The organism is Hymenobacter glacieicola (assembly GCF_014640315.1).
Classification (GTDB): Bacteria; Bacteroidota; Bacteroidia; order Cytophagales; family Hymenobacteraceae; genus Hymenobacter; species Hymenobacter glacieicola.
The window spans coordinates 228,682-254,531 of sequence record NZ_BMGS01000001.1; the positions used below are offsets into that span (position 1 = coordinate 228,682).

At 58.5% G+C, this 25,850-nt stretch carries 22 protein-coding genes; 13 read left to right on the forward strand and 9 right to left on the reverse strand.

The window, feature by feature from the left end; all coding sequences use genetic code 11:
• The first annotated feature begins 2 nt into the window (after window positions 1-2).
• Window positions 3-1,268, forward strand: a complete 1,266-nt coding sequence (locus IEW18_RS00920) for a hypothetical protein (RefSeq protein WP_188555945.1) — start codon at window positions 3-5, stop codon at window positions 1,266-1,268.
• Window positions 1,269-1,482: 214 nt separating this feature from the next.
• Here IEW18_RS00920 and IEW18_RS00925 read toward each other — a convergent pair whose 3' ends face one another.
• Window positions 1,483-2,307 (reverse strand): phosphatase PAP2 family protein, encoded by an 825-nt coding sequence (locus IEW18_RS00925; protein ID WP_188555946.1) that lies wholly within the window; start codon window positions 2,305-2,307, stop codon window positions 1,483-1,485.
• 225 nt (window positions 2,308-2,532) lie between these two features.
• On the opposite strand from IEW18_RS00925, the gene metK reads away from it, so the two are divergent.
• Window positions 2,533-3,795 (forward strand): methionine adenosyltransferase, encoded by a 1,263-nt coding sequence (gene metK / locus IEW18_RS00930; protein WP_188555947.1) that lies wholly within the window; start codon window positions 2,533-2,535, stop codon window positions 3,793-3,795.
• A 158-nt stretch (window positions 3,796-3,953) separates the two neighbouring features.
• On the opposite strand, the gene hpf is transcribed toward metK, so the two are convergent.
• The 4 genes from hpf to IEW18_RS00950 all read right to left on the reverse strand — a co-directional run bounded on the left by hpf (window position 3,954) and on the right by IEW18_RS00950 (window position 6,816).
• Complete coding sequence (hpf, locus tag IEW18_RS00935; protein WP_188555948.1) at window positions 3,954-4,253, reverse strand: ribosome hibernation-promoting factor, HPF/YfiA family; 300 nt, start codon at window positions 4,251-4,253, stop codon at window positions 3,954-3,956.
• A 30-nt stretch (window positions 4,254-4,283) separates the two neighbouring features.
• Window positions 4,284-5,171: a tyrosine-type recombinase/integrase gene (locus IEW18_RS00940; RefSeq protein WP_188555949.1), complete on the reverse strand. Its 888-nt coding sequence runs from the start codon at window positions 5,169-5,171 to the stop codon at window positions 4,284-4,286.
• 154 nt (window positions 5,172-5,325) lie between these two features.
• Window positions 5,326-5,523 carry a 30S ribosomal protein S21 gene (rpsU, locus tag IEW18_RS00945; RefSeq protein ID WP_188555950.1) on the reverse strand — a complete coding sequence of 66 codons (198 nt, stop codon included), beginning with the start codon at window positions 5,521-5,523 and terminating at the stop codon, window positions 5,326-5,328.
• A 153-nt stretch (window positions 5,524-5,676) separates the two neighbouring features.
• Complete coding sequence (locus IEW18_RS00950) at window positions 5,677-6,816, reverse strand: acyl-CoA dehydrogenase family protein (protein WP_188555951.1); 1,140 nt, start codon at window positions 6,814-6,816, stop codon at window positions 5,677-5,679.
• 237 nt (window positions 6,817-7,053) lie between these two features.
• On the opposite strand from IEW18_RS00950, the gene IEW18_RS00955 reads away from it, so the two are divergent.
• The 11 genes from IEW18_RS00955 (at window position 7,054) to IEW18_RS01005 (ending at window position 19,965) form a co-directional block, all read left to right on the forward strand.
• Window positions 7,054-7,995: a polysaccharide biosynthesis/export family protein gene (locus IEW18_RS00955; protein WP_188555952.1), complete on the forward strand. Its 942-nt coding sequence runs from the start codon at window positions 7,054-7,056 to the stop codon at window positions 7,993-7,995.
• Window positions 7,996-8,058: 63 nt separating this feature from the next.
• Window positions 8,059-10,515 carry a GumC family protein gene (locus tag IEW18_RS00960; protein ID WP_188555953.1) on the forward strand — a complete coding sequence of 819 codons (2,457 nt, stop codon included), beginning with the start codon at window positions 8,059-8,061 and terminating at the stop codon, window positions 10,513-10,515.
• A gap of 9 nt (window positions 10,516-10,524) precedes the next feature.
• Entirely contained in the window at window positions 10,525-11,298 is a 774-nt protein-coding gene (locus IEW18_RS00965; RefSeq protein WP_229728543.1) for a tyrosine-protein phosphatase, read from the forward strand.
• A 43-nt stretch (window positions 11,299-11,341) separates the two neighbouring features.
• A complete protein-coding gene (locus IEW18_RS00970; RefSeq protein ID WP_188555954.1) occupies window positions 11,342-12,349 on the forward strand; it encodes an NAD-dependent epimerase/dehydratase family protein in 1,008 nt (335 codons plus the stop codon).
• 187 nt (window positions 12,350-12,536) lie between these two features.
• Window positions 12,537-13,934, forward strand: coding sequence for a tetratricopeptide repeat protein (locus tag IEW18_RS00975; protein WP_188555955.1), 1,398 nt, complete (start codon window positions 12,537-12,539; stop codon window positions 13,932-13,934).
• Between the two features lie 186 nt (window positions 13,935-14,120).
• On the forward strand, window positions 14,121-14,954 hold the full coding sequence (locus IEW18_RS00980; RefSeq protein ID WP_188555956.1) for a phosphosulfolactate synthase: 834 nt from the start codon (window positions 14,121-14,123) through the stop codon (window positions 14,952-14,954).
• 260 nt (window positions 14,955-15,214) lie between these two features.
• The gene (locus IEW18_RS00985; RefSeq protein ID WP_188555957.1) at window positions 15,215-16,552 is read left to right on the forward strand and encodes a PQQ-dependent sugar dehydrogenase; all 1,338 of its coding nucleotides are present in this window, start codon (window positions 15,215-15,217) and stop codon (window positions 16,550-16,552) included.
• Window positions 16,553-16,713: 161 nt separating this feature from the next.
• Window positions 16,714-17,637 carry a TraB/GumN family protein gene (locus IEW18_RS00990; protein WP_188555958.1) on the forward strand — a complete coding sequence of 308 codons (924 nt, stop codon included), beginning with the start codon at window positions 16,714-16,716 and terminating at the stop codon, window positions 17,635-17,637.
• A gap of 85 nt (window positions 17,638-17,722) precedes the next feature.
• Window positions 17,723-18,382, forward strand: a complete 660-nt coding sequence (locus IEW18_RS00995) for a spermidine synthase (protein ID WP_188555959.1) — start codon at window positions 17,723-17,725, stop codon at window positions 18,380-18,382.
• Between the two features lie 84 nt (window positions 18,383-18,466).
• A complete protein-coding gene (locus IEW18_RS01000) occupies window positions 18,467-19,123 on the forward strand; it encodes a DedA family protein (RefSeq protein ID WP_188555960.1) in 657 nt (218 codons plus the stop codon).
• Between the two features lie 98 nt (window positions 19,124-19,221).
• Window positions 19,222-19,965 (forward strand): shikimate dehydrogenase family protein, encoded by a 744-nt coding sequence (locus IEW18_RS01005; protein WP_188555961.1) that lies wholly within the window; start codon window positions 19,222-19,224, stop codon window positions 19,963-19,965.
• A gap of 186 nt (window positions 19,966-20,151) precedes the next feature.
• Here IEW18_RS01005 and IEW18_RS01010 read toward each other — a convergent pair whose 3' ends face one another.
• From IEW18_RS01010 to IEW18_RS01025, 4 genes are all read right to left on the reverse strand, one after another.
• Entirely contained in the window at window positions 20,152-22,752 is a 2,601-nt protein-coding gene (locus tag IEW18_RS01010; protein ID WP_188555962.1) for a TonB-dependent receptor, read from the reverse strand.
• Window positions 22,753-22,993: 241 nt separating this feature from the next.
• A complete protein-coding gene (locus IEW18_RS01015; RefSeq protein ID WP_188555963.1) occupies window positions 22,994-23,854 on the reverse strand; it encodes an ABC transporter permease in 861 nt (286 codons plus the stop codon).
• A gap of 45 nt (window positions 23,855-23,899) precedes the next feature.
• Complete coding sequence (locus IEW18_RS01020) at window positions 23,900-24,832, reverse strand: ABC transporter ATP-binding protein (RefSeq protein WP_229728544.1); 933 nt, start codon at window positions 24,830-24,832, stop codon at window positions 23,900-23,902.
• Between the two features lie 228 nt (window positions 24,833-25,060).
• Window positions 25,061-25,792 (reverse strand): DUF4097 family beta strand repeat-containing protein, encoded by a 732-nt coding sequence (locus IEW18_RS01025; protein WP_188555964.1) that lies wholly within the window; start codon window positions 25,790-25,792, stop codon window positions 25,061-25,063.
• Between the last annotated feature and the right edge of the window lie 58 nt (window positions 25,793-25,850).

Sequence of the window (25,850 nt, forward strand, 5' to 3'; positions counted from 1 at the left end):
CAATGACAACGTCGCTGCGGCGGCGGCTCCGGCGGGCCGCCTACTGTACCGGGCTGATTCTGCTGGCAACCGTATCGTTTCTGTTTTCGCCCGCGCCCCGAACCGAGGCCGAGTACTGCGGTACCTACCTGCACCTGACCTCCTTTGCCGGTTTCACCGCCAACTGCGACGGGTTTGTGTACATGGAAGATGCCCGCCACCCCAGGCACTTGCTGGAGCCCAAGGAAGTGCGGCAGTCACGTCCCTTGTTTATTCTGCTGGGAACGGCCGTGGGCTACCCCTGTACGTGGCTGGTGGAGGCCCTGAGCGCCAGCGGATTGCTACCCCAGCAAGTAATACAGCATCTACCCGCCAAGTATCAGCCGCTGCTGGGCTTCTACATCGGGTACGTGCTGCTCAACTACGTAGTCTTGCTGGCGAGCATGCTGCTGTTTGCCCACCTGTATTACCGCCTGACGGATGGGCAGGGTAACCGGCTGCTGCTCGGGGCCATGCTGGTTTTCTTTGCCTCCAACCAGGTTACCAAGGCGTTTTTCTGGACGGTGCACCAGCAGATGTTCACATTTCTGGTGCCGCTGTTCTGCGCGTGGTTACTGCTGGAGCCCACGCGGCCACCTTTGCGCCAAGGCCGGCACGTAGCCGCCTGGGCTTGCCTGACGGGCCTGCTGGCGCTGGTGTACGGTAGCTTTGTGCTGGTGCTGCCGTGTCTGCTCTACGGTTTCTGGCAACAGAACCGGACTCGGCGTCCAGCCCACTTGTTAGGGGGTTGTCTGGCAGTAGTGGTGTTATTCCTGATGCCTACCCTGCTCTGGATTGGACTGCTGCGTGTGCAGGACGTGACGTATTACAACCATGAAGCCGAGGCCTACCACCAACTAATCTGGCTGCTGGATGCCTTCCGCCGGCCCTGGCCCGAGTTTACGCGCCTGGTCGCCGAGAACGGCTACCGATTTCTGGAAACGCTGCCTGCCGTAGGGCTGGTTGCCGGGCTAGTGCTGGGGGTGCTAGGGCTGGGGCGTTACCACCAGTGGCCGGTTAGGCGGCAAGCCTTAACGGTGGTGGTTGGATTGTTGGGGCTGTTTGCCGGCTTCTTCGCGGTGCTGGGCTACTACCAGCCCCGGCTCACGTTTATCCTGGCGCCCCTGCTTCTGTGTCTGGTGGTGGTTCTGCTGCCGCCCCGGCCACCGCGTTGGTTGGCTTGGGCACTTGTGGGCGTGGCGCTAAGCTGGCACGTGTGGCACGTTGTGTCCTACGGTCCGTTTTCCTGAGGGTGTTTGGTTAATGCCATACAACTGCAGCGCCCGCCGGATACTCTGGCGGGCGCTGCAGTTGTATTCCGAAGGTTAGGGTTCGGCCTCAGTCGGCAGCCGCAAATTGGTTAAGGCAGTGTTTCAGCGAATGATTACCAACGCGCTGAATGGAATGGTCTTGATTCTACTACTTCGGACATGCAAAGGCGAGCAGCTGTGCAAGCAGTACTCCCTACAGGTGCCGCGTCAGCAACAAACCACCGTAGGCGTGGCCATTGCTGTTCAGCCCCTGAATGGGAACCACGCTCATTCGGCCGCCGCTGCTCTTGTGCAGCTGGGGCACCAAAATGCCCGCGCCGGCCCCCACGACGTAGCCCAGCAGGTTGTCGGAGAGGAAGTGCTTACCGGCTTTCAGGCGTAGGTAGCCAACCGCTGCTGGTACGGCCGCCGCGCCAGCCCACACAAACGGCCGGGCCGGCGAGTCGGGGTGAAAATCGTGGAATACTTTGGCGGCGAAGAAGGTAGCGGAGGCCGTAGCGGCCGTGTGACCCGCAAAAAACGAGTTGGTGGAGTTGCGGCTGGTGCGGTCTGAGAGGTCGAGCCCCGGGTTATAGGCCAAGGGCCGGCTGCGTTCCACCAGCCCCGTCGCCATTGTGAACAGGGCCCCGGTGGTAGCCATGGTCTGGATATATAAGCCGCCAATCTGCCCAAACTTGCGGCGCACATCCCCGTCGGCTACCATGAGCAGAGGAGCAGCGGCAAAGGAGGCGTAAAATGGATAGTCGCTGATGCGCTTGGCCGTGGCGCTGGAGTTGCCGGCGGCAAACCGGTCGAAGCGGTTCACGTCGCGGCGGTCCAGGGCCAGGGCTTCGGCGTCGGTCAGCCCGTCCTTGTTTTTGGCCAGACTCAGGCCCAGCGCATTCACCCCGAGCAGGCCTACGGTTACGGGAGCATCTACCCCGAAGCGGGTGTGGTAGGGCGAGGGGGCCCGCTGGGCGCGGACACTGGAACTTAGAAACGTGAAAAGTACCAGCGCAAAAAGACGAAGGTGCTGCATAAGAAAGAGGACAGAGGTAGAGGGAATAGGTCCCTAAACGCAGCGCCAGCTGCTGAGTTAACCTCTAGAGAAAAAGACCAGGCGGTTTGCTGGAACGCAAGGCTATTTGGGAGTTCACCCGCTCAGCCACGTAGAAAACTTGTAGCTTTGCAGCCCTTGTCCGGCAGTACCGCCCGGCCGGGGCAGGGGCTGCCGGCCCCTCGCGTACTTCTACCTTACAAGCTGATGCCCTACCTGTTCACCTCCGAATCTGTTTCGGAAGGCCACCCTGATAAAGTAGCCGACCAGATTTCTGACGCCATCCTCGACGAATATCTGCGTCAGGACCCGACCGCCAAAGTGGCCTGCGAAACCCTGGTTACCACCGACTTCGCCCTGGTGGCCGGTGAAATTAAGTCGACGGCCCACGTAGAGGCTGAGCCCATTATTCGGGAGGTAATTCGCCGCATTGGCTACAACAAGCCCGAGTACCTGTTCAACGCCGACACCTGCGAGGTAATGAACCGCCTGCACGAGCAGTCGGCCGACATCAACCAAGGAGTAGAGCGCGCTAAGCCCGAGGAGCAGGGCGCCGGCGACCAGGGCATGATGTTCGGCTACGCTACCCGCGAAACGGAGAACTACATGCCCCTGGCCCTGGACCTTTCGCACCGCTTGCTGCGCGAACTGTCGGCCATTCGTAAGGCTGGCCAGGAAATGACCTACCTGCGCCCCGACGCCAAAAGCCAGGTAACCATCCGCTACAACGACGACAACACGCCCGAGGCCATCGAAACCATTGTGGTGAGCACCCAACACGATGAGTTCGACCAGAACGAGCAGGTCATGCTGCGCCAGATTGAGCAGGACATCAAGAACATCCTGGTGCCCCGCGTGAAGGCTCAGCTCGGCCAGGAAGTGCAGGCCCTGTTCACGTCGGACATCACCTACCACATCAATCCCACCGGCAAGTTTGTCATTGGGGGCCCCCACGGCGACTCCGGCCTCACGGGCCGTAAAATCATCGTGGATACCTACGGCGGTAAAGGTGCCCACGGTGGCGGCGCCTTCTCCGGCAAGGACTCCTCGAAAGTAGACCGCTCGGCGGCTTACGCAGCCCGGCACATTGCTAAAAACCTGGTAGCCGCCGGCGTGGCCGACCAAGTGCTGGTACAGGTAGCCTATGCCATTGGCGTAGCTGAGCCGGTAGGCGTGTTCGTGACTACTTATGGTACCACCAAAGCCACCGGCTCGTTTGGCCACTCACTGACCGACGGTGAAATTGCCGAGAAGGTACAGCGCCTCTTCGACCTGCGCCCTTACGCCATTGTGCAGCGCCTGGGCCTGCAGAACCCTATCTTCGCCGAATCAGCCGCCTACGGTCACATGGGCCGGCAGCCCGGTACCAAGCAGGTGCAGCAGGCCGATGGCTCGACAAAAACCGTGGAAACCTTTACCTGGGAAAAGCTTGACTACGTGGATAAAATAAAGGCAGAATTTGGTTTGTAGAAGCTTAGTTACCCGGTGTTGGTGACAAGTTGCTAATCCTGTTCACCACAAAAAAGCCCCGCCTGAATCCGTCAGGCGGGGCTTTTTTGTGAGCTAATGGTTGGGTTAACAAGAAGGCAGCAGCTAACAACCAGCAGTCAGCTGCCAACAATTATAGATCAGTGGCTAACCAGCTTCTCTTTATACTTAGTGATTTGGCGCTTCAGGTTCTCGGCTGCCGCGTCCGTAGCTGCTTCAAAAGTGCCGGCGTCTTCTTGCGAGAACAGGGTGGTACCAGGCACGTGCAGCTTAATTTCTACCGTTTTATTGTTTATCCCGTCTTTGTTATTCAGGCGAAGAATAACTTCTCCTTCAATCACGCGGTCATAGAAGGTTTCGAGTTTATCGAGGCGCTTCTGGATGAAGTCAAGCAGTTTTTGGTCGGCATCGAAGTGCACCGATTGCATCTGTACTTTCATCGGGAGTGGGGTTAAGGGTAAAAGGAAAAATCAGGCCTTGGGGTGGGCCTTGTCAAATACGGACTTTAGCTTGTCAATACTTAGGTGGGTGTACACCTGGGTAGCCGCCAAACTAGCATGCCCGAGCAGTTCCTTAATGGCGTTCAAATCAGCTCCTTTACCCAATAAGTGGGTAGCAAAAGAGTGACGAAGCACGTGCGGATGCTGCTGGCCGGAAGCAGTGGTTATCTGGCTCAGATAGTGCTTCACGGTCCGGTACACAAACTTTTCGTAGAGCGGCTCTCCCTTGTCCGTAACGAGGAGGGCCCGCCGGGCGTTGCTATCCAAGGCAAATTCACGTTGCTTAAACGCTATATAGCGGCTCAGCACTAGCAATAACGTTGGGTTCAGGGGCACTACGCGCTGCTTGTTGCCTTTGCCCGTTACCCGCACCGTCCGGCCGCCTAGGTTCAGGTCATCAGCTCCAATTCCAATTAGTTCCGAAAGCCGGATGCCGGTGCCGTACAGCAACTCCAGTACCAGTTGGTCGCGCACGCCGGCAAACGTGTCCGGAAACTCAAAGGAGTTAAGCAGCCCGTTCAACGAATCCTCCGGTACGAAGTCGGGTAGCTTTTTGGCAACCTTGGGTGAGGTGATGCGCAGCATGGGGTTTTTCTGGATAACTCCCGTGCGCAGCAGGTACTTGTAGTAAGAGCGAAGGCAGGCAATTTTGCGGTTTACCGTGCGCGGATCGTGCTGCTTCTGCATCAACTCCACTATCCACGACCGGATGATGGTATGGTCGGCCTGGGTAGGGTCAGCAAGGTCGTAGGTGCCGGACAAGAACTCGGCGAACTGCCGCAAATCGGTCTGGTACGAAAGCACCGTGTGCGGGCTGTAGCGCCGCTCAAACCGTAAATAGTCAAAAAACAATTCCATACATCGGGAGCCAGCCGCTAAGGCCGGACAACCAATGTATGGAATTCAAGGGAGGAAAAAAACGAAATAGTACGGACGCGAAAAAACCGGCTGACTCACGCTAGGTAGGTGAATCAGCCGGTTTTTTCGTCCTGACGAAAGCAGGGGCAGACGACTACTCGGCGGCGTCGGGGCCGTAGGTAGCCAGCTTGTAGATAGCCTTCTGCTTCTGCTTGCGGTTGGTGATGGACGGCTTCTGGAAGAAGGTGCGGCGACGCAACTCTTTCAGAACGCCGGTGCGCTCAAATTTCTTCTTGAAGCGCTTCAGCGCACGGTCAACCGACTCGTTTTCTTTGATTTGGACGATGATCATATGTTCAGTGACTTAGAAACCCGGATTGAAGGGGCCGCAAAGATAATCACAGTTTAAGCAGATTTGAAAATGATTATGCTGATTTTGTAGGGAATAGCCTCAGAAAAAGCCATAGCGAATAAAATCAGCCGCAAACCTGCCCACCGCGTAAGATTATTTCAGCAGGGCCCGGGCAATCACGAGCTTCTGAATTTCCGAAGTTCCTTCGCCAATGGTGCACAGCTTGGCATCACGGTAGTACTTCTCGGCAGGGTAGTCCTTGGTGTAGCCGTACCCTCCGAAAATCTGCACGCCCTCGTTGGCTACCCGCACCGAAACTTCCGAAGCGTAGAGCTTGGCCATGGCTGATTCCAGGTTCACGTTCAGGCCGCGGTCCTTCATGTCGGCAGCACGGTAGGTGAGCAGGGAAGCCGCCTCGATTTCCGTGGCCATGTCGGCCAGCTTGAAGCTAATACCCTGGAAGTTGCTGATGGGCTGGTTGAACTGGTGGCGCTCCTTAGAGTACTGCAGCGCCGCCTCGTAAGCACCCTGGGCAATGCCTAGGCTCAGGGCTGCAATGCTGATGCGGCCGCCGTCGAGCACCTTCAGGGCCTGCACAAACCCGTCGCCCACCTGTCCGATTACGTTTGCCTTCGGTACGCGGCAGTCGGTGAAAATCAGTTCGGTGGTTTCGGAAGCCCGCATGCCTAGCTTGTCCTCCTTGCGACCAGCCTCAAAGCCAGGAGTGCCGCGCTCAATAATAAAGGCCGTCATGCCGCGCGAGTCGCCTACCTCACCGGTGCGGGCAATAACCACAGCCACGTTGCCGGTTTTGCCATGGGTAATAAAATTTTTGGCGCCGTTTAGAATATAGTCGTCACCGTCAGCTACGGCCACGGTGCGCATGTTACCGGCGTCGGAACCCGTGTTCGGCTCCGTTAGGCCCCAGGCCCCAATCCATTCGCCGGAAGCCAGCTTGGGCAAGTACTCATGCTTCTGCTCCTCGGAAGCATGCTGCAAAATATGGCCAGTGCACAGCGAGTTATGGGCGGCCATGCTCAGGCCAATACTGCCGTCAATCTTAGCCAGCTCGGCAATGGCTGTTACGTATTCCACGTAGCCAAAACCGGCTCCGCCATACTCCTGGGGTACCAACACGCCCATTAGGCCCAGCTCGCCCAGCTTGTGGAATACGTCCGCCGGAAACTCCTGCGTTTCGTCCCAGCGCATCATGTGGGGCTTGATGTGCTGAGCTCCGAAGTCGCGCACCATTTGGGCAATCATCGTCTGGTTTTCAGTAGCGACCAGTTCCATAGTAGTAAGGGTGGGGTGGGAAGTAAGAATGGACAGGTGTAACCCATCCGGGCCAATTTTGGGTCCGCGAAAGTAGGATTTTACTGGCGTACAAGCCAATGCCTGAGTGGAGCTCAGGGTACTGAATTTTGAAAGGGGGCACTAATTCGGTTTCTTTGATGGTTTTTTAGGGAAATACTGTCCGCGCGGATTTGTTTCCTGAATTTTTTCCCACCGAATCCGGTTGTCCCGGCTTGCATGAACCGACCTACTTGCTACCACCTGTTGCGTCTCTGGATGCTGTGTTTGCCGTTAGCATTGCTCACCTTTTCCTGCACTACCTCCCGAGTTCGGCAGCAAAACATCCTGTTTCGTACTGATGGCGCCGGCCGCCTGGATACGGCTCGGCTACGCGACGTAGTAAATCGGGCCGAGCGCAACTACATTATCCAACCCAACGACTACCTCGAGGTACGGGTGTATACCAACAAAGGGGAACGAATTTTGGACCCCAATGGGGAGTTGTTTTTTGGTTCGCCCACGGGAACGAACATGGGTGGTGGTGGCTTCTCTCGCCAGCGGGCGGGCGGCGGAGGTATCCAGCAGGGGATGCAACAGCAGGGCCAGCAGCAAAATGGCCAGCAGCAAGGCAACAGCGAGTTTCTAGTGCAACATGATGGTATTGTGAAGCTACCCATGGTCGACTACGTTCGAGTAGCCGGCCTGACTCTGCTACAAGCCGATAGTCTGTTGCAGATTCGTTACACGGAGTTCTATAAGGATGTATTTGTGACCACCCGGGTCACCAATAACCGTATTATTGTGCTGGGCGCTACCTCGGGTGGGGCCCGCGTGATTCAGATGTTCAACGACAACATGAACCTGTTGGAAGTGCTGGCTCAGGCCGGTGGTATTTCGGGGGGCTTTGTGGGGCCTACCGGCGGCAATGGTCAAGCTGGCCGCGCTGACAATATCCGCCTGATTCGGGGTAGCCTGAAGAACCCCCAGGTCCAAATCATTGATTTGACTACTATTGACGGCATGCGGCGTGCTAACCTACAGGTAGAGCCCAATGATATTGTGTACGTAGAGCCTATTCGCCGGCCATTCTATGAGGCCCTGGCCGATGCCAGCCCACTGTTTGCCTTTTTAGGCGGATTGTCGGGGCTGGCGACGCTCCTCATTGCTATTTCAAAATAAGTACAAGCACGCAGCGTTTCTCTTCGGTATTTCCAAAGAGCTGTTTTCACTACTCATTACTACATGGCGGCGAAAGAAGAGGCTGATCTGGAAGAACTAATTCGGAATGCAGGCGGCGAAGCCGAGGAAGAAGACGAAGGCGGTGGGCTAGACCTGACGACCTTATTGATGGTGGTGCGCAAGAGCCTGCCCTGGATGCTCTTGCTTATTCTGCTGGGCCTGACTGCCTCCTGGCTGTTTTTGCGCTACACGCCGCCCTTGTATCAGTCTTCTTCTTCCATCAAAATTGATGAGAAAACAGAGGCCGGCTTACTAGGGCTAGAAGGCATTGGAGCACAGGCTGAGAAGCAGCAAAGCATCAATAAGCTTTCCGGTGAGGTAGAACTCATTAAGTCAGACATTATTTACCAGCGGCTGAAGGACTCCTTGGACCTTGCCGTAAATTATTACGTGCAGGGCACGGTCCTGGAAAACGAGTTGTACCGCAGTTCTCCCTTTCGGGTAGAGTACGCTGCTACGCCTGAGGCAGTGTACAACGTAAAGTTTGGGCTGAAACTGCTTCCGGGCAACCGGTTGCGGCTGCAGTATGAGCATAATGGCCAGGAAGGCGGGGGGGAGTATGGCTTTGGTCAAACAATTCGCGCCCTGGGCTTCACGCTGCAGATTTTTCCCACCAACCTGTACAATGCCGCTGCCCTGGAGCCTAACTACCACTTTGTCATCAACGACGAGGCTAGTTTAAACGCTTATCTGAGCAAAAACCTTACGGTAGAAATCGGCAATGCGGATGCCAACATCATCGGCATTTCCTTCACGGACCACAACCCGCGCAAAGCCCACGACATCGTTAACAAGATTGACTCGGTTTACCTCGTAGAAAAGCTGGCTCGCAAGCAGGAGCAGGCGGCCCGGGCCACCCGGTATATCAATGAGCAGCTAGGCGAAAACCGCAAAGACTTGCAGCAGGCCGAGGAAAACATGCAGTCGTTTGTGAAACGCAACGGCACCTATGATATCAAGGCTGATGTGGCCATGATTACGACGGCCCTGGAGGAGCAGGAGAAAGAGCGGGAGAAGTTGCAGGAAGAATCGGACATGCTGCTGGAGTTGGAGCGTTTGCTGGGCCAGAAGCGTCTGACCGATCGGGAGGATGGGGACGTGTTCCAAAGCATTCCGGCCTTGAGCGAGCTGAAAGATGAGCAGCTTTCGCAGCGGATTGTAGAGCTAAGCGACTTGCAACTGGATTTGGAGCGAGCTGAATTGTCTTATCAGCCAGGGGCCACTACTGCACTACAAATAAGGGAGCAGCGAATTGCCAACACCAAACGAGTTATTCGGGAGCTGTTACGACGTAATCAGCAACTGGTACGCCAGCAATTACTGAAGATGGATGCCAAGCGGGCCCAATTGGAAAACCGCTTGCGGGAGTTGCCGGAAAAAGCAACTGAGCAAGCCCGCTTGGAACGCCCTCTCGAATTGTACGAGAAGTACAATTTGAACATGATGGACAAGAAGATTGAGTTTGGTATTTCCATGGCGGGCACTACCGCCGATTTCCAGATTCTGTCGCCGGCAACTATGCCCTCGGCTCCTATTTCGCCGGTTAAGCTTATGGTGTATGCTATTGGCTTGGCGGCAGGCATCATCCTAGGGTTGGGCCTGATTGCTGTTCGCTACCTAATGCACAACACCGTAACCAGCATCCGGGAACTGGAGCGGGCTACCTCCGCCTCCGTACTGGGCATTATCCCGACCTACGACAAGGAGAAGATGGCCGTCTCGAAGCTGGTGGTAGACAAAAATCCCAAATCAGCCATTTCCGAGTCGATTCGTTCCATCCGGACCAACCTGGAGTTCATGGCTTCTTCCAAGAAGAAGCGCCTGATTTCTATTACTTCAACCATTAGCGGTGAGGGTAAAACCTTTGTGACGGTAAACTTGGCCGGCATTATTGCCGCCTCCGACCAGCGCGTAATCATCCTCGACCTGGACATGCGCAAGCCCAAGGTAAACCTGGCTTTCGATGCAGAAAACGTGAAAGGCGTCAGCACTATTCTCATTGAGAAGCACACCTGGCAGGAGTGCGTGCAGCACACCAGCATTCCAACCCTGGACTTTATTTCGGCTGGACCTACCCCGCCTAACCCTTCGGAGCTGATTTTGAGCAACCGCTTCGACGAGCTGATTCAAAGCTTGCACGAGTCCTACGACGTGGTAATGATTGACACCCCGCCCGTTGGCCTGGTAACTGATGGCATTCTGATCATGCGCAAGGCTGATGTGCCGATTTACATTGTGCGCGCCAATTACTCGAAGAAAGCCTTCCTCAAAAACATCAACAAGCTGATGCGGGTGAACGGCTTCACTAAGCTCTGCACCATCCTGAACGATGCCCAGGGAAGTGGGGGCTATGGGTACGGCTATGGCTACGGCTATGGCTACGGCTACGGCCAAGGCTACTACGAGGACACGGCGCCCAAGGGCGGCCTGCTGAGCCGGTTGCGGAAGCGCAATTCCTAACCCGGCTTAATGTCAGCTATGTCTTTCTTCCAGAAGCTATTTGGGCGCGCCGCTCCCGACAATGAGCTACCCGCTACGCTAGCTGTGCTGGGCGCTGATATGCACTCCCACCTCCTGCCTGGCCTCGATGACGGGGCGGAAACGCTGGAACAGTCGCTGGTATTGCTGCAGCAACTACGGGACCTGGGCTACCGCAAGCTGGTGATGACGCCCCACATCATGGGCGACTTCTACCGGAACACGCCGGCCGGAATTCAAGGCGCGTTGGACGCGCTGCGGGCGGCGGCGGCCCAAGCCGGTATTTCCGGGGTAGAGCTGGCGTGCGCGGCCGAATATTACATGGACGAAGGCCTGGCCCGCAAGCTCGAGGAAAATGAAGAACTACTGACCTTTGGAGGCGAGCAGCGCTACGTTCTATTTGAGACGTCCTACATCAATGAGCCGTTTAACCTCCAGGAAATGATGTTCAAGATGAAGGCCGCCGGCTACCGACCCGTGATGGCCCACCCGGAGCGTTATACCTACTTGTATGGCCGGTTCGAAGAGCTGATTCGAATTCGGGAGGAAGGCGTGCTGATGCAAGTAAACCTGAACTCCCTGACGGGCTACTACTCCGCCGGGGCCAAGCGCGTAGCCGAAAAGCTCATCGACGCGGGTATGGTGGACATGGTTGGTACGGATGCTCACAACCTGAAGCACGTGGACAGTATCCGGGCTAAAGTGCTACTAACCGAATACCTGCCCAAGCTGCTGGCCTTACCGCTGCTCAACTCTACCCTGTAAACGCTGCCGCTACTTTCCCTTCTTCACGAGTCACTCCACTTTCATGATTTTTGTTACTGGCGGCAGCGGCTTGGTAGGAAGTTTTCTAATCTCGGCGCTACGGCTGCGCGGGCTACCTGTGCGGGCCCTCTACCGGCAGCAGCTTCCTCTTTTTCCTTCCGCCGAGCAAGTGGAGTGGGTAGAGGGTGATATCCGGGATGGGCTGGGGCTGCGCGCGGCTTTGGAAGGCGTCACGCACGTGTTCCACTGCGCGGGGCTAGTATCCTACGCACCCCAGGACGAAGACCTGCTGCAGCAAATAAATGTGGAAGGGGCTGCCAACCTGGTAGATGCGTGCCTGGAGCGCCCCGGTATTCGGCTGGGCTTTGTTTCGTCGGTGGCCGCATTGGGCGGCACCGCGCCGGGGCCGGAGCAATTGCCGGCGGCCGGGCCGCTGGTGCTGGATGAAAATGCCAAGTGGGATTTAGGCGCTGAGCACAACGCCTACGCTACCTCCAAATACCTAGGCGAACTGGAGGTGTGGCGTGGCGTATCGGAGGGTCTGCAGGCTGTTATCATTAATCCCTCGGTTATCCTGGGCCCGGCCGATTGGGACCGTAGCAGCACCCGCTTGTTCCGCTATGCCTTCAACGAGCACCGGTTTTACACGCCGGGCAGCATTAATCTGGTAGATGTGCGGGATGTAGTGGAAATTCTGCTGCGCCTGACCCTCGACACCGCTTACAGCGGCCAGCGCTACGTAGTGAATGCCGGCGCCTTGCCTCTGCGCGAGTTTATGGCCCAGGCCGCCGCCTGCTTTCACAAGCGTCCGCCCACCGTAGCCGTGCCCGACTGGGCGGCCGAGACCATCTGGCGCCTGGAGCACGTGCGGTCCTTGCTGACCGGCGCCCGCCCACTCATTACCAAAGACACGGCCCGCGCCGGCCGCCGGGCTACCGAGTACCGGGCCACTAAAATCGAGCAGGCCCTGGCGTTCCGCTTCCGGCCCCTGGCCGAAACCATCAGGTGGTGCTGCGCCGGACTTAGCAAGGGCAAAGAGGTAGCTACCTGAGTCTTCCGCCTGGCCGAGCGGAACGATTGCGCAGCTACCGTTTTACTCCCTTACTCCTCTAGAACCCATCGGCCTCCGGTGCGGTTATTGTATATTCAGGGCGGGAGGTGCTTTCCGCTGAAAATGCCCCACTGACCCGCGAAGTCTGCCGTTTTGGCGGCGACGTGTCGATTGTAGCAGAATGAGAATGAACGAGAATTTTGAGGATCGGGACGAAGTAGAGGCTACCGTGCGTCGTTTTGAGCAGATGGTAGCCCTGAACGAGCCCGTGTTTTTTGATCTGGCCGATTTTGAAAACATCATCGACCATTACACCACCACTACTCAATACGAAAAAGCCTTGCAGGCCTGCGAAGCCGGCATTGCGCAATATCCGTTTAGTACCGAACTCCTGATTGACCGCTCCCAGGTGCTGGCCATGAAGGGCGAGTATGCCGCGGCCAGCAGCCAGATCGAGGACGTAGCCCTGCTCGACCCCGACAACCCCGATGTGGCCGTTACCCGCGGCATTATCGCTACCCAGAAAGGCGAGTTTGCCGAGGCCATTGCTTTTTTCCACCAGGCCGCCGAGCGCGCCCAGGACCGCGACGACATCTTCTTCAACCTGGGCCTGGCCTACCAGAGCTGGCAGAAGTTCAAGAGTGCCGCCAAGTACTATAAGCAAAGCCTGCGCCTGAACCCCGACAACGATGTGGCGGTGCAGGAGCTGCTGTACTGCCTGGAAGTAAGCGAGCGGCTGGAAAAGAACCTGGACTTCTTCCGTCGCTTCACCGATGAGGACCCTTACTCGGCCGTGGCCTGGTACAACCTGGGCCAGGCTTACTACCGGGCCGGCAAGCTCGATGAGGCTATCAGCGCCTTTGAGTACGCCATCCTGATTGACGGGAAATTCTACGAGGCGCACGGGTTTCTGGCCAGCGTGTACGTTACCCAGGAGCGCTACCGCGCCGCCATCAGTGAGTTTGAGCTGAGCCACCCCGAGGGGGAGCCCAGCCCGGAAGCGTTGTGCAACATCGGGGAGTGCCACGAGAAGCTGGCCGAGTGGGACTTGGCCCGCCGCTTCTACCAGCGCGCCATCGACCTGGACCCCGAGATGGACGAGGCCTGGTTTGGTATCGGCATTGTGATGAATGTGCAGGAAAAGTACTTCGAGGCCATTCACTTCTTCCGCAAGGCCGTGAGCCTCTACGAGGAAAGCGTGGAGTACTGGCTGGCCCTGGCCGCCGCCGAGTACCAGATAGGCAACATTGTCTCGTCGATTGAAGCCTACGAGAAAGCCGTGGAGGTAGCCCCCGACAACAAGGATGCCTGGCTGAACTGGAGCATTATTCTCTACGAGCAGGGCAACTTCGACGGGGCCATTGACCTGATGCGCAACGCCGTGGAAATTCAGCCCATGGAGGCCGAACTGCACTACCGCCTGTGCGCCTACCTGCTGGCCGGCGGCCGGTACCGCGAGGCCTACGAGTGCCTGGAAAACGCCCTGGTTCTGGACTTTGACAAGCACCGCCTGCTGTTCGATTACTTCCCGGAGCTGGAGTCGCAGAAAGCCCTGGCCCGCCTGATTGACCAGTATCGGAAATAGGCGCTGCTCTCAGCCCGACGGGGGCCTCCGCGGGTGCCGGCTACGTAGCTGGCCCCCGCGGAGGCCTCGCCATTTCAAAGCGGTTACAGAATTCGGGCGTACTTTTGGGCGCGGCGCCACCGGGCTTTCGCATCGTCTCGAAGCCTCGTGCCGCTTTCACGTTCATCTGACTCTAGGTCTTACAACATGAATTACACCCTCAACCAACTCCCCGAGCGCACCCAAAAACCCCGCGAGCAAGGCTTTACCATGGTCATGGATAAAGGCCTCAGCGTCCGCGAGGCGGAGGACTTTCTGGAAGTAGGGGCCGCCTACACCGACATTGTTAAGCTGGGCTGGGCCACGTCCTACGTCAACCCCAACCTGAAGCGCAAGCTGGCAGTGTACAAGGAGGCTGGCATTCCAGTGTACTTTGGCGGAACCCTGTTTGAGGCTTTTATCATCCGGAACCAGTTTGATGACTACCGCCGGCTGCTGGAAAACTTCGGTATGGAATACGCCGAAGTATCGGACGGCTCCATTGACCTGAACCACGACAAGAAGCTGGAATTTATCCGCACGTTGGCTCAAGATGTGAAGGTGTTGTCGGAGGTAGGCTCCAAGGATGCGGAAAAGATTATTCCGCCCTACAAGTGGATTTCGCAGATGAAAACCGAGCTGGAAGCTGGCGCCGTAAAGGTTATCGGGGAAGCTCGCGAGGCTGGCAACGTGGGCCTGTTCCGCAGCACCGGCGAGGTGCGCTCCGGTCTGGTAGAGGAAATCCTGACCCAGATTCCCTTCGAGAAAATCATTTGGGAAGCGCCCCAGAAAGCCCAACAAGTGTGGTTTATCAAGTTGCTGGGCGCCAACGTGAACCTGGGCAACATTGCCCCCAACGAAATTATCAGCCTGGAAACCATTCGACTGGGCCTGCGCGGCGACACCTTCACGGACTTCCTGGACATGGACAACGTGGACGAAATGTTCAAGCCTGAGCCCAAGGTAGCGGGCAAGCCCGGCACCTCTATGCCCCGGGGCTAGCTCCCAAAAGTATCCGCTTGAAAAGGCTGCGCCGCATGAGGGCGCAGCCTTTTCTGGTTTTCACGGCCCGGCATTTCAGGCTGAAATCTTCCCTCCAACGCGAAGCCAGTAGCAGCGCCGTGCGGCCCCACGCTACCTGGTAGCGGGCGGTTTCGAGTTTCTGAGACCGGGAAGTCAACTTCAACCACGGCAATTCAGTAAAGGAAAGGCCTGACTTTGTGAGGTCGGGCTTTTCCTATTTACCGATCTAGCCACTACCAATGAATCGAAATCTTTCTGGCTCCGCCCTGAGCTTGCTGACCTTGCTGGGCGCCTGCAGCGGACCCTCCAAACAGGAAAAAGCGGAGGCCGCTGCTACTACCCCCGCCGACACTGTGGCGACGGCCGCTACGGCCGTTAACCTACCCGAGCCCTACGCCAGCAAGTCGACCACCAAGCGCAGCAAAGTTATTGGCTGGCCCCAGGGCAAAATGCCCACCGCACCAGCTGGCTTCGTGGTAACCAAGTACGCCGATGGCTTCGAGAGCCCGCGCAATACCTACGTGCTGCCCAACGGCGACGTGCTGGTGGCGGAGTCGAACACGATTCCGCAGGACCCGAAGAAGAAGGTAGTGGCCGCCCTCGACCTGGACCCTTCCCGCTCGTTGCGGGCCACCAGCGCCAACCGCATTACCCTCTTGCGCGACGCTGACAAGGATGGTAAGCCCGAAACCCGGGAAATCTTTCTGGCGGGGTTGAGCCAGCCTTTTGGCATGCTCGTGCTCGACAACTATTTCTACGTGGCCAACACCGATGGCGTGTGGCGCTACCCCTACCAAACCGGCCAAACCAAAATTGCGGGTGGTGGCCAGAAAATCATGAATCTGCCAGCTGGGGGCTACAACAACCACTGGACGCGCAACCTGCTGGCGGGCCCTAACGGCCAGAAAATTTACGTGTCGGTGGGTTCTGCATCCAACGTAGCAGAACACGGCATGAAAGAAGAAGAACGTCGGGCCAACATTCTGGAAATCAACCCGGATGGTAGCGGCGAGAAGGTGTACGCCGCGGGCCTGCGCAACCCCGTGGGCATGGACTGGGCGCCGGGCACCCAAACGCTGTGGTCGGCGGTGAATGAACGGGACGAGCTGGGCGACGAACTGGTGCCCGACTACCTGACCAGCGTGAAGCCGGGCGCTTTCTACGGGTGGCCTTATGCCTACTTTGGGCAGCACGAAGACCCCCGCCGCAAAGGGGAGCGGCCCGATCTGGTGCAGAAAACCGTAGTGCCCGAAGTGCCACTCGGGCCCCACACGGCTTCCCTGGGCCTAGCATTCTACAAGGGTAACGCCTTTCCGGCCCAGTACCGCAGCGGCGCCTTCATTGGGCAGCACGGCTCCTGGAACCGCTCGGAGTTTTCGGGCTATAAGGTGGTGTTTGTGCCTTTCACTAACGGCAAGCCCAGCGGCCCCATGCAGGATTTCCTGACCGGTTTTGTGGCCAATGCTGATAAAAAGGAAGTATATGGCCGCCCGGTGGGCGTAACGGTGCTACCAGATGGTGCCCTGCTGGTGGCCGATGATGCGGCCGATACGCTCTGGCGCATAGCGGCGCAGTAAGTTACTCTTGAGCCCGACACAACGCCCGCGTTTCCCTTCGAAGCGCGGGCTTTTTGGTAGCAGCCAACTCGAGAATCCCTTATAAAAAAGAGAAGAGGTAGCGCAACGATCCGCCGCTTTAGCCGAATAACAACAGATGCGCTTCCTGTTTTGCCCTGACTATGAACTGGCTCCCTAAAATCATCCTAACCAGTACCCTCTGGCTGGCTTTTATCAGTGGCGGACAGGCCCAGCCGGCTGGCAGCCCGCGCCAATCCGTTGCCAAAGCCTCGGCTACTCCCGCCGCGCCTACCCGTGCGCTACTGTGGAAGATTTCGGGCAAGGGCCTGGCCAAACCTTCCTACCTCTACGGCACCATCCACCTGATTTGCCCCCAGGATTTGCGCATAACCGAGCCGGTTAAACGGGCCTTTACCAGCACCCGGCAACTCATGCTGGAGCTGGACCTGGATAGTCCTACGCTGCTCCAGGACATGAAAGCTGGTATGAAGATGAACGACGGCCAGACCCTGCACAAGCTGCTGTCGGCCGCTGACTACGCCCGCGTTAGCAGCTACCTCAAAGACAAGGCCGGTATTCCCATTGCCCAGGTTAGTATGCTCAAGCCCTTTATCGTCAGCTCTTTGCTTTACTCCAATCTGCTGAACTGCACGCCAGCCAGTTATGAAACCAGCTTCGTGAAGCTGGCCCAGGAGCAGCACAAGGAAATACGCGGGCTGGAAACGGTGCAGGAGCAAATGGGCTTTTTCGATAAGATCCCCTACGCCGTGCAAAGCCAACTCCTGGCCGACCTAGTTGGCCGCGAAGCAGAGGCCCAGCAGGAATTTCAGTTGCTGGTTGCGCTTTACAAGGCCCAGAAGATAGAGGAGCTGCGGGCCGTGACCAGCGCCAGCGCTTTCTCCTTTCCCGGCTACGCTGAAATGCTGCTCGACGAGCGGAACCAGCATTGGGTAGCCAGCATCGCCCAGCAAGCCGCTGGCCAGCCTACCTTCTTTGCCGTGGGAGCCGCCCACCTGGGCGGGCCAAAAGGGCTCCTGGCTTTGCTGCGGCAACAGGGCTACCAGGTGCTACCCGTAACGCGTTAATTGCAGCACAATTAGTAGGCTGTTCCTGGTCTCACGTTAAGAGGCTTCCATTGAGCTTGCCGCAAGGGCCGTATGTTTGTCCGGTATGAACAAGCTACTGACTACCCTGCGCCACTGGTTGAGTTACGCCCTGCCGCTTTCCCGCCGGGTAGAGTCGCGCTACAGCGGCCCGCTGACGGTGGAGCTGCACCGCGGCCGCAAAGTGCTCAATGCCCAATACGCGAATTACAGCTACGGCCCGCTCCAGCAGATTTTGCGCTACGGACTGTTCGTCATGGCCCCGGATGCCACGGTTGCGGCGCTAGTACTGGGCATGGGCGGAGGCTCCGTGGTTGACACGTTGCGGCGGGAGCGGGGGCACACCGGCCCCATTACGGCCGTGGAGCTAGACCCAGCTATTGTGGAGCTGGCCGCCACCGAGTTTGGCATTCGGCCCGATGCCCAATTGCAAATTGTTTGCGCCGATGCATTCGAGTGGGTGGCTACGGCCCCTACAGACGCGTACGGCTTGATCGTCATTGATTTGTTTATTGATCTAACCTTGCCTCGGCAACTCAGCGAAGTTTATTTCTGGCAGCAGGTGCGGCGGGTGCTGCAACCGGGCGGCGCCGTACTGCTCAATACGTTGGCGCAGGCTCCGCTTTTGATTACGGGGCAACTGGCTCCCGACTACCTGGCCCAGCAAAGTTTCGAGGTGAAAGACCTCGAAGTAGAGTACAATCGTCTGCTGATCCTGCGGGGGTAGTTGTGGCATCCAGCCAAAAGCCTGCCCCGTCACTAGAAGTTGCAACGCAGAAACCCCTTTCTTTGTAGGCTCAACCCCCGCTCTATGGAAATCCTGAAGCATCTGCTCGACTTTATTCTGCACCTTGACAAGCACCTGGCCGAGATAATTCAGGATTATGGCGTCTGGACCTACGCTATTCTGTTCCTCATCATCTTCGTGGAAACAGGGGTAGTGGTGCTGCCCTTCCTGCCCGGCGACTCTCTGCTGTTTGCCGCGGGTACCTTGGCTGCTCTGCCCGGCTCCCCGCTCAATATATGGGCCATGATCGGGCTGCTGATTCTGGCTGCCGTCCTCGGCGACACCCTTAACTACCACATCGGTGACTACTTAGGGCCGCGGGTGTTTCGGGAAAATTCCCGGTTTCTGAAACGGGAACACCTCGAGAAAACTCAGGCTTTCTACCAGAAGCACGGAGCCAAAACAATCATTATAGCCCGCTTTATTCCCATTATCCGCACGTTTGCGCCCTTTGTGGCGGGTGTGGGCACCATGAGCTACACAAAGTTCCTCTCCTATAACGTGGTGGGCGCGGTGCTGTGGGTAGTGCTGCTGACAGGTGCCGGCTACTTTCTCGGCAGCATCCCCTGGATTCAGCAAAACTTCGGGTTGTTTACCATCGGCATCATTGTGGTATCGGTGCTGCCGGCCGTGTTTGAGTTCTTTAAGGCTCGCCGCCCGAGCAACGTAGCGAGCCACTAACCCTTTCTGGTGTATTAAATAAATGATAAAAACCGCTCGGCCCAGGTTGGGGCTGAGCGGTTTTTTGCTGTTGTTTACAGTGCAATTACCCGCGTGTTATGCCTGAATTTGGACTTCTGGGCCGCTCCCTGCGCCACTCCTTTTCTCAAACCTATTTTTCCCAGAAATTTCACAATCTGGAGCTGGCTGATCATCATTATGAGCTGTTCGAGCTGGCTACTATGGATGAGCTGCCGGGCCTGCTGGCCCGCCACCCCGACCTGCGCGGCCTCAACGTGACCATTCCCTACAAGGAGCAAGTATGGCCGTTCCTGAACGAGGTAGCGCCCTCTGCCGCTCGGGTTGGGGCCGTCAATGTCATCGAGTTTCGGGCCGATGGGCAGCTGATTGGGCACAACACCGACTACCTGGGCTTCCGCGAGTCGTTGCGAAATTTCCTGCCCGAGGCGAAGCTACCGGAAATGCGGGCCCTGATTTTGGGTAGCGGTGGTGCCTCCAAAGCCGTGGAAGTTGCCCTCCGCGACCTAAATATTGGGTATTGGGTAGTGTCGCGCAATGCCCTAGGAGCGGGGCTGACTTACGAGGAGCTGACGCCGCGCCTGTTGCAGGACCACCCGCTCATCATTAATACTACCCCCCTGGGCACCACGCCCAACGTGGAGGAGTGCCCGCCCATTCCTTACCCCTACCTCACGGCTCAGCACTACCTCTACGACCTCATCTATAACCCCACCGAAACCGAATTCATGAAGCGCGGGGCTGCTCTCGGCGCTCAAACCAAAAACGGTTTCGAAATGCTCTGCCTCCAGGCCGAAGCCGCCTGGCAAATCTGGAATAGGTGAGACGGTGAGATGGTGAAGTGGTGATTGAGTGAATTAGTGATTCGGTGAATACATACGTGCTGTCATCCTGAGCCGCGCAAAGGACCTCTACCTCTGTTGAGTTAACCAGAGGTAGAGGTCCTTTGCGCTGCTCAGGATGACAGCCGTTCTGTTAACTCACAAACTCACCATTTCACCGCCTCACCATTACTGCTGGCCTTGGCCGCTGCCTTCGCCTTGCTTGGTATCGTCGTTTTGGATGCTGCGGCGGCGCTTCTGGGGCTGAGTAGTGGTTTTGCCGAAGCGGTAGTTGAAGGCCAGGCGCACACCGCGCAGGTAGATGTAGTTGTTGCTTACCTGCCGGAACTGGTCGGTGTCGAGGGTGGAACTGAGGTTGCGGGTAGCTTGCAGGAAGTTATCGGCGTTCAGGGTCAGGTCGGCCTTCTCCTTAAGCATGGTTTTGCGCAAACCCAGGGAGTAGAACGTCCAGGCGCGCTGGCTGCCTTGCAACTGTACGCGCGGCGAGTTCAGGCCCCCGAAGAACTGTACGCTCAGGCCCTTCTCGAACTTGTAGCTGGAATTCAGGTTCAGGTTGTACATCACCCCACTGTTGGAGTAGGCCGAAGTGGTAATGCTGCCTTCTTCAAACGTTAGGGCCGGGCTTTCCAGTGACACGTAGTACACGTTCACGTTGCCGCTCACGTCCCACTTCGGCACAGGCTTCACCGAGGTAAACAGGCTTACCCCGAAGGTAGCGTTGCGGCCAATGTTGCGGAAGGTCTGGTTATTCACGCCGTTGCGGTCAATGAAGCGCACCGATTCAATGGCATTGCCCGTGCGGCGGGCGTAGGCCGACATGTTCAGCACCGAGCCCTTGATGAACGTGGTGTAATTCAGCTCGTAGCTGTCCGTCAGTTCGGGGCGCAATTCTGGCTCGCCGTAGCTGATGTTCAGGCTGTCCGAAGCGTTAACAAACGGGTTCAGGAAGAAGATCTGGGGGCGCTGAATCCGGCGCGAGTAGGCTAGGCGCAGGGTCTGGCCGGGCTTCTTGGGGTTGTTCGGCTGGAAGCTCAGGCTCAGGTTGGGCAGCAAGTTGGTGTAGTTCTGTGCCACGCTGGAGTTGTCCTGCTCCTGCTGCTGAAAGCTGCCATTGATGCGCGTGTTTTCTACCCGCGCGCCCAGCTTGAAGCTCACCTTCTTAGAGGCTGAAAACCCGTAGGTACCATAACCAGAAAACACATCCTGATTGTAATCGAATAGGTTGGAGCGGCTGGCATCGTACACTGGGTCGATGTTGCTACCGTTGCCGGAGGGGCTAGTAAAGACGTCGTAGTCGCTGCTCACGCGGCGCAGAATGGCCTTGGCCCCGGTTTCGAGCAACGCCGTTTCCGAGAACGGGTGGGCGTAGTCGGTTTGCAGGGTGGTTTCCAGGTTGCGGGCCAGGTTGTCGCTTTCCTCCCGGTACGTCTTGGCCTGGTTTGCCTCCGAGCGGCCCTGAAACTGGTCGAGGTAGTAGGCCTGCACGTTGCGGTTGCGTGTGTGCTGGGCCAGCACGCTCCACTCGCGGCGCTTCTGCTCGAAGGTGCGAGTATAGGCCCCGCTCAAATCGTAGCTCTGGGTGCGAAAGCGCCGGTCCGTGTCGCGGGTAAAGGAGTTGGCAACCGGCAGCAGCAAGTTGTTGAACTGGTCGTAGTTGCCGCTGTTGCGGAACATGCTACCCTGCAACCCCAGGGTAAGGTTGTGGTACTGGGCCGGGTCGTAGTCGAGCCCGAAGCGGCCGAAGCCGCCGCCGCCCAGCGTGTTGCCATCGCCTTCCTGCCGCAACGACTCTCGTTCGCCGCCCGGGGTTTTCAGGTAGCGCACCAAATCGTTGCGGTTGGGGCTGTAGAAGCCGAAGCCGCTAACGGAACTGCTCAGGCCCACCTTGCCCTTGCGGTAGTTCAGGGTGCCGTTGCCGTTGGAGCTGCGCGTGCCCGCGGCCAGTCCCACGGAGCCGTTCACGCCTTCCAGGCTGTTTTTCTTCAAAATGATGTTGATGATGCCGCCCGTACCCTCGGCATCGTACTTGGCCGAAGGCGTAGTAATGACCTCCACGCTCTTGATTTGGTCGGCCGGAATCTGCTTCATGGCATCGGCCACCGAGGAGGCCACAATGCCCGAGGGCTTGTTGTTGATGAGCACGCGCACGTTGCTGGTGCCACGCAGCTCCACGTTGCCGTCGGGGTCCACGTTCACCAGGGGTACTTTGCGTAGCACATCGGCCGCCGTGCCGCCCGAGTTGGTCAGGTCCTTTTCAGCGTTGTAAACAATCCGGTCGGGCTTGGTTTCAATGACGTCCCGCTCACCCGTGACCGTTACGCCTGCCAGGTTCTGGGCCGAGGAAGCCAGCTGTACGGTGGGCACCGTCGTCAGGCCCGTGCCTACCGTAATATTGCGCGTTTGGGTAGCGTAGCCCACAAAGCTGATTTGCAACCGAAACTCTCCGGCCGCCAGCCCCCGCAGCGCAAATCGGCCCCGTTCGTCGCACACGCCGCCATCAACGGGCGTGCTGCCGCTCAAGGGCAGCAGCGTGACGGTAGCAAACTCCACCGGCTTTTTAGTAGTAGCATCGAGTACCGTGCCTTCCAGGCGGCCCGGGCCCTTTGGAGCCGTGGGCAGAATTGGCTTAGCGGCGCCTGCACCCGGGGCGCCCGGTGCTCCGGCTGGCCGCTGACCCGCAGCCGGAGCGCCAGCCGGTGGGGCCGTTTGAGCAAAAACCGGGACCGTGAGCAGGCTGGTCAGCAGCAGGGGAAGGGTAGCGTTTTTCATGAGGATAGCAGAAGATAGTTGCAAGGAGAGCAGCGGCCGAAAGCAAACAAAACGGCGGTAGCTGAAGGGTAGAAAACGGAGGATGAAGTGTAACCGACAGCGTATCAGGCCGAAATGACTGAAGCTGAAATCGGGGATAAGGACTACAAAGCTCTTCGGGCGTTGCCGGAGCCAGGGGTTTATTCAACCAACCCTATGTTTTTGCCCGGCAACGCCCGCGGGCAGGCACCAACCTACGCGCTTAGTTGGTCACGTTGCGGCGGTAAAGCACCAGGTAACCGGCCACCAGCACCGCGCCAAACGAGGCCAGGGCGTACCATTCGTGCCGGGCAACTTCGGGGGCTGCTTCCAGCACTCCCGCCTTGGAAACCTGCATGGACATGGCCGTCAGGAAAGGCGCCGCGTACGGAATCTTGCTAACGTGCTCCCACTGCAGCAGGGCAAACGTAGCGACTACCGCTCCCATGCCTACCCCCACCGGCACCACAAAAGAGCGCCAGAACAAACTCACGATGTACTGCACCGCCAGCAGCCCCAGCGTAGCCAGGTAGGTGCGCAGCAGCATCCAGCCTACCGTGCCAAAGGGAATGCTGTAGGTCTGGAAGCCTTGCCCGGGCCGCAGCAAACCCAGCAGCGCGCCGGCGCCCAGCAGCAAGCCCACAAACAGCAACAGGGCCCCGGCATTCAGCGCCAGCACCAGCAGCAGCTTGGAGACGAACACGGCCCCGCGCCCCACGGGCTGGGCATAGAGGTGTTTCCAGGCCGTGGCCTTGGTTTCGATGTTTACCACTAGGCTGGTCAGTAGCACCACAAACAGGGGCAGCAGCAGGGTGCCCGCCGTTTGCCAGGCCGTGCTGATAAAGCGCGGCCACGGGTCGCCGCCCGCCTTCATAATCAGGTGGCCCTTAAAGAAGAAAATGCAGAAGGTAAGCAGCACCGGCAGAGCTCCACTGAACAGGGTCAGGCGCAGGGCCGCCGTGCGCCGCAGCTTAAGCACATCGGCGGCCAGGGTGCGTCCCAGTTGCGTGACAGGAGCCGGGGCTTGCGGCAGCGCGGCAAAATCGGGTAGGATAGGCGAGGCAGGGGGTAGGGTAGCGTCCATCGTCAGGTAGCAATGAGGTAGTCAGGAAAAACAGGTGGCACCGGCTTACTGCACCAGGTCGGCTTTGACCTCGGTGAGGTGCAGAAAGGTATCTTCCAGGCTGGGCTGCTCCAGGCGCAGACCATAGAGCGGCTGACCCGCCGCCGTGAGGGCCGCGGCTAGCTCGGCGGTGTGCTCCCGCGAAAGCCAGGGCAACCACAGCGTGCCCGCCCCCGCTACCGTAGCGCCGGCCAGCAGGCGGGGCAGCAGGTTGCGGCAGGTATCGGCATCTTCCGTTTCCAGCACCAACCGCGCCCGGCCGGTTTGCAGGCGCTGCAAATCCGGCAGGCTCCCCTGAAACACCAGTCGGCCTTCCTGAATAACGCCCACATGCGTGGCTACTTTCTCGATTTCGTTGATAAGGTGGCTGCTGACCACAATGGTTTTGCCGTGCTCCTGACGCAGGCGGCGCAGCAGCTCGCGCATCTCGATAATACCGTTGGGGTCTAATCCGTTGGTGGGCTCATCCAGCAACAGCAAGTCGGGATTGGAGAGCAGGGCAATGGCCAGGCCCAGGCGCTGCCGCATGCCCAGGGAGTACTCCCGGGCGGGGCGGTGGGCGTTGTCGGCGAGGCCGACCAACTCCAGCACCTCGGCAGTACGGTGGGCCGCTACTCCGCGCAGGCGGCGGGTCGCCTCCACGTTTTCGCGGCCCGTGAGGTGGTCGTAAAGGGAGGGGTTTTCGATCAGGGCGCCCACCCGGTTCAGCAGGGTTACCCGGTGGCGGGCCATATCGTGCCCGAACAAGTGCACCGAGCCCGCCCCCGGCCGCAACAACCCCAGCAGCAGGCGCATGGTAGTGCTTTTGCCGGCCCCGTTCGGCCCCAAAAAGCCATAGATGCTGCCGGGCTCCACGCGCAGATTTACGTCGTGCAGAATAGGCCGCTTGCCGAAGTGAAAGTGCAGGCCGCGGGTTTCGAGCAGGGGGGCTAGTTGCATAGCGCCGAATTCAGGTGAGAAGGAAGACGGCAGCAAACGTAACGGCCCCAGTATATTCGGCTGGCCCTATTCAACCAACGCCCCGCCTACCCCCCGAAACTGCTGCTTTTCCTAACTGAACCCCGCTTTGGCGGTGCTGCGCAGGCCATCAGCCCGTTAGCCAGGGCGGCGGCGGCGTTGGTAGGACAAAGTGCCGGGTTGATTGAGAAACCGCCCCGCCACCGGGCGCTATTGCTGCGCCCGCCGGAAAAACACGTCTCCACTCACCGACTCCAGCCGCAGCAGTGGCCCTGTGCCCGCGCCCAGTGCGCCTTTCACCTCATACCCGACCATTGGGTTTTGCTGGCGGTTGCTGAAGGCTACCTCCTGGTCGGTGTACACTTCGCCGGTAATGGTTTTCAGGGCCACGCTGGCGGGGCGGGCGGCCGGCCAGCTCACGTCCACAAAGCCGCTGATGGAGTTGGCGCGCAGCTCGCCCGTAAGGCCGCGCACGTCCACGTTGCCGCTGATGGTGCTAATGCGCAAATTGGTAGCGGCCGGTAGGGTAATTTCGTAGTTAATGTCGGCGCACACCGGGGCGCGGCCGTCGCGCACCCCGCCTTTGCTGTGGTCCCAGTTGCCGTAGTACAGCGTGCCGCCGCTGGGGCAGTCGCCGGGCTGGGCCTGGGCCAAGCGCTTGGCGTCGAGGTCGGAGGCTACCCGCAGGTCGGTGCCGGTAGTTTGCAGGCTCATGGTGAAGGCGTCGTTGAGCTTGTTCTGGTTGATGCTCACCGTGGCCCGCACCCGCAGCTGCCCGTCGGTGGCCGGCCGCACCCGAATGGTGGAGGCGTGTTTCAGGTCCAGGGTCACCACGGAATTGCCGCCCACGGGCGCCGCTTTTTCCAGTACGGTTTGGGCCACGGCTACGCCGGAGCCGCTCAGCAGCCCCACGGTCAGAAAGCAAAAAAGCAAACGGAGCATGACAACAAGTTGTTAAAGGTGAAAGGTTGGTAGTAAGTAGCGAGCGGTAGCGTGTCAG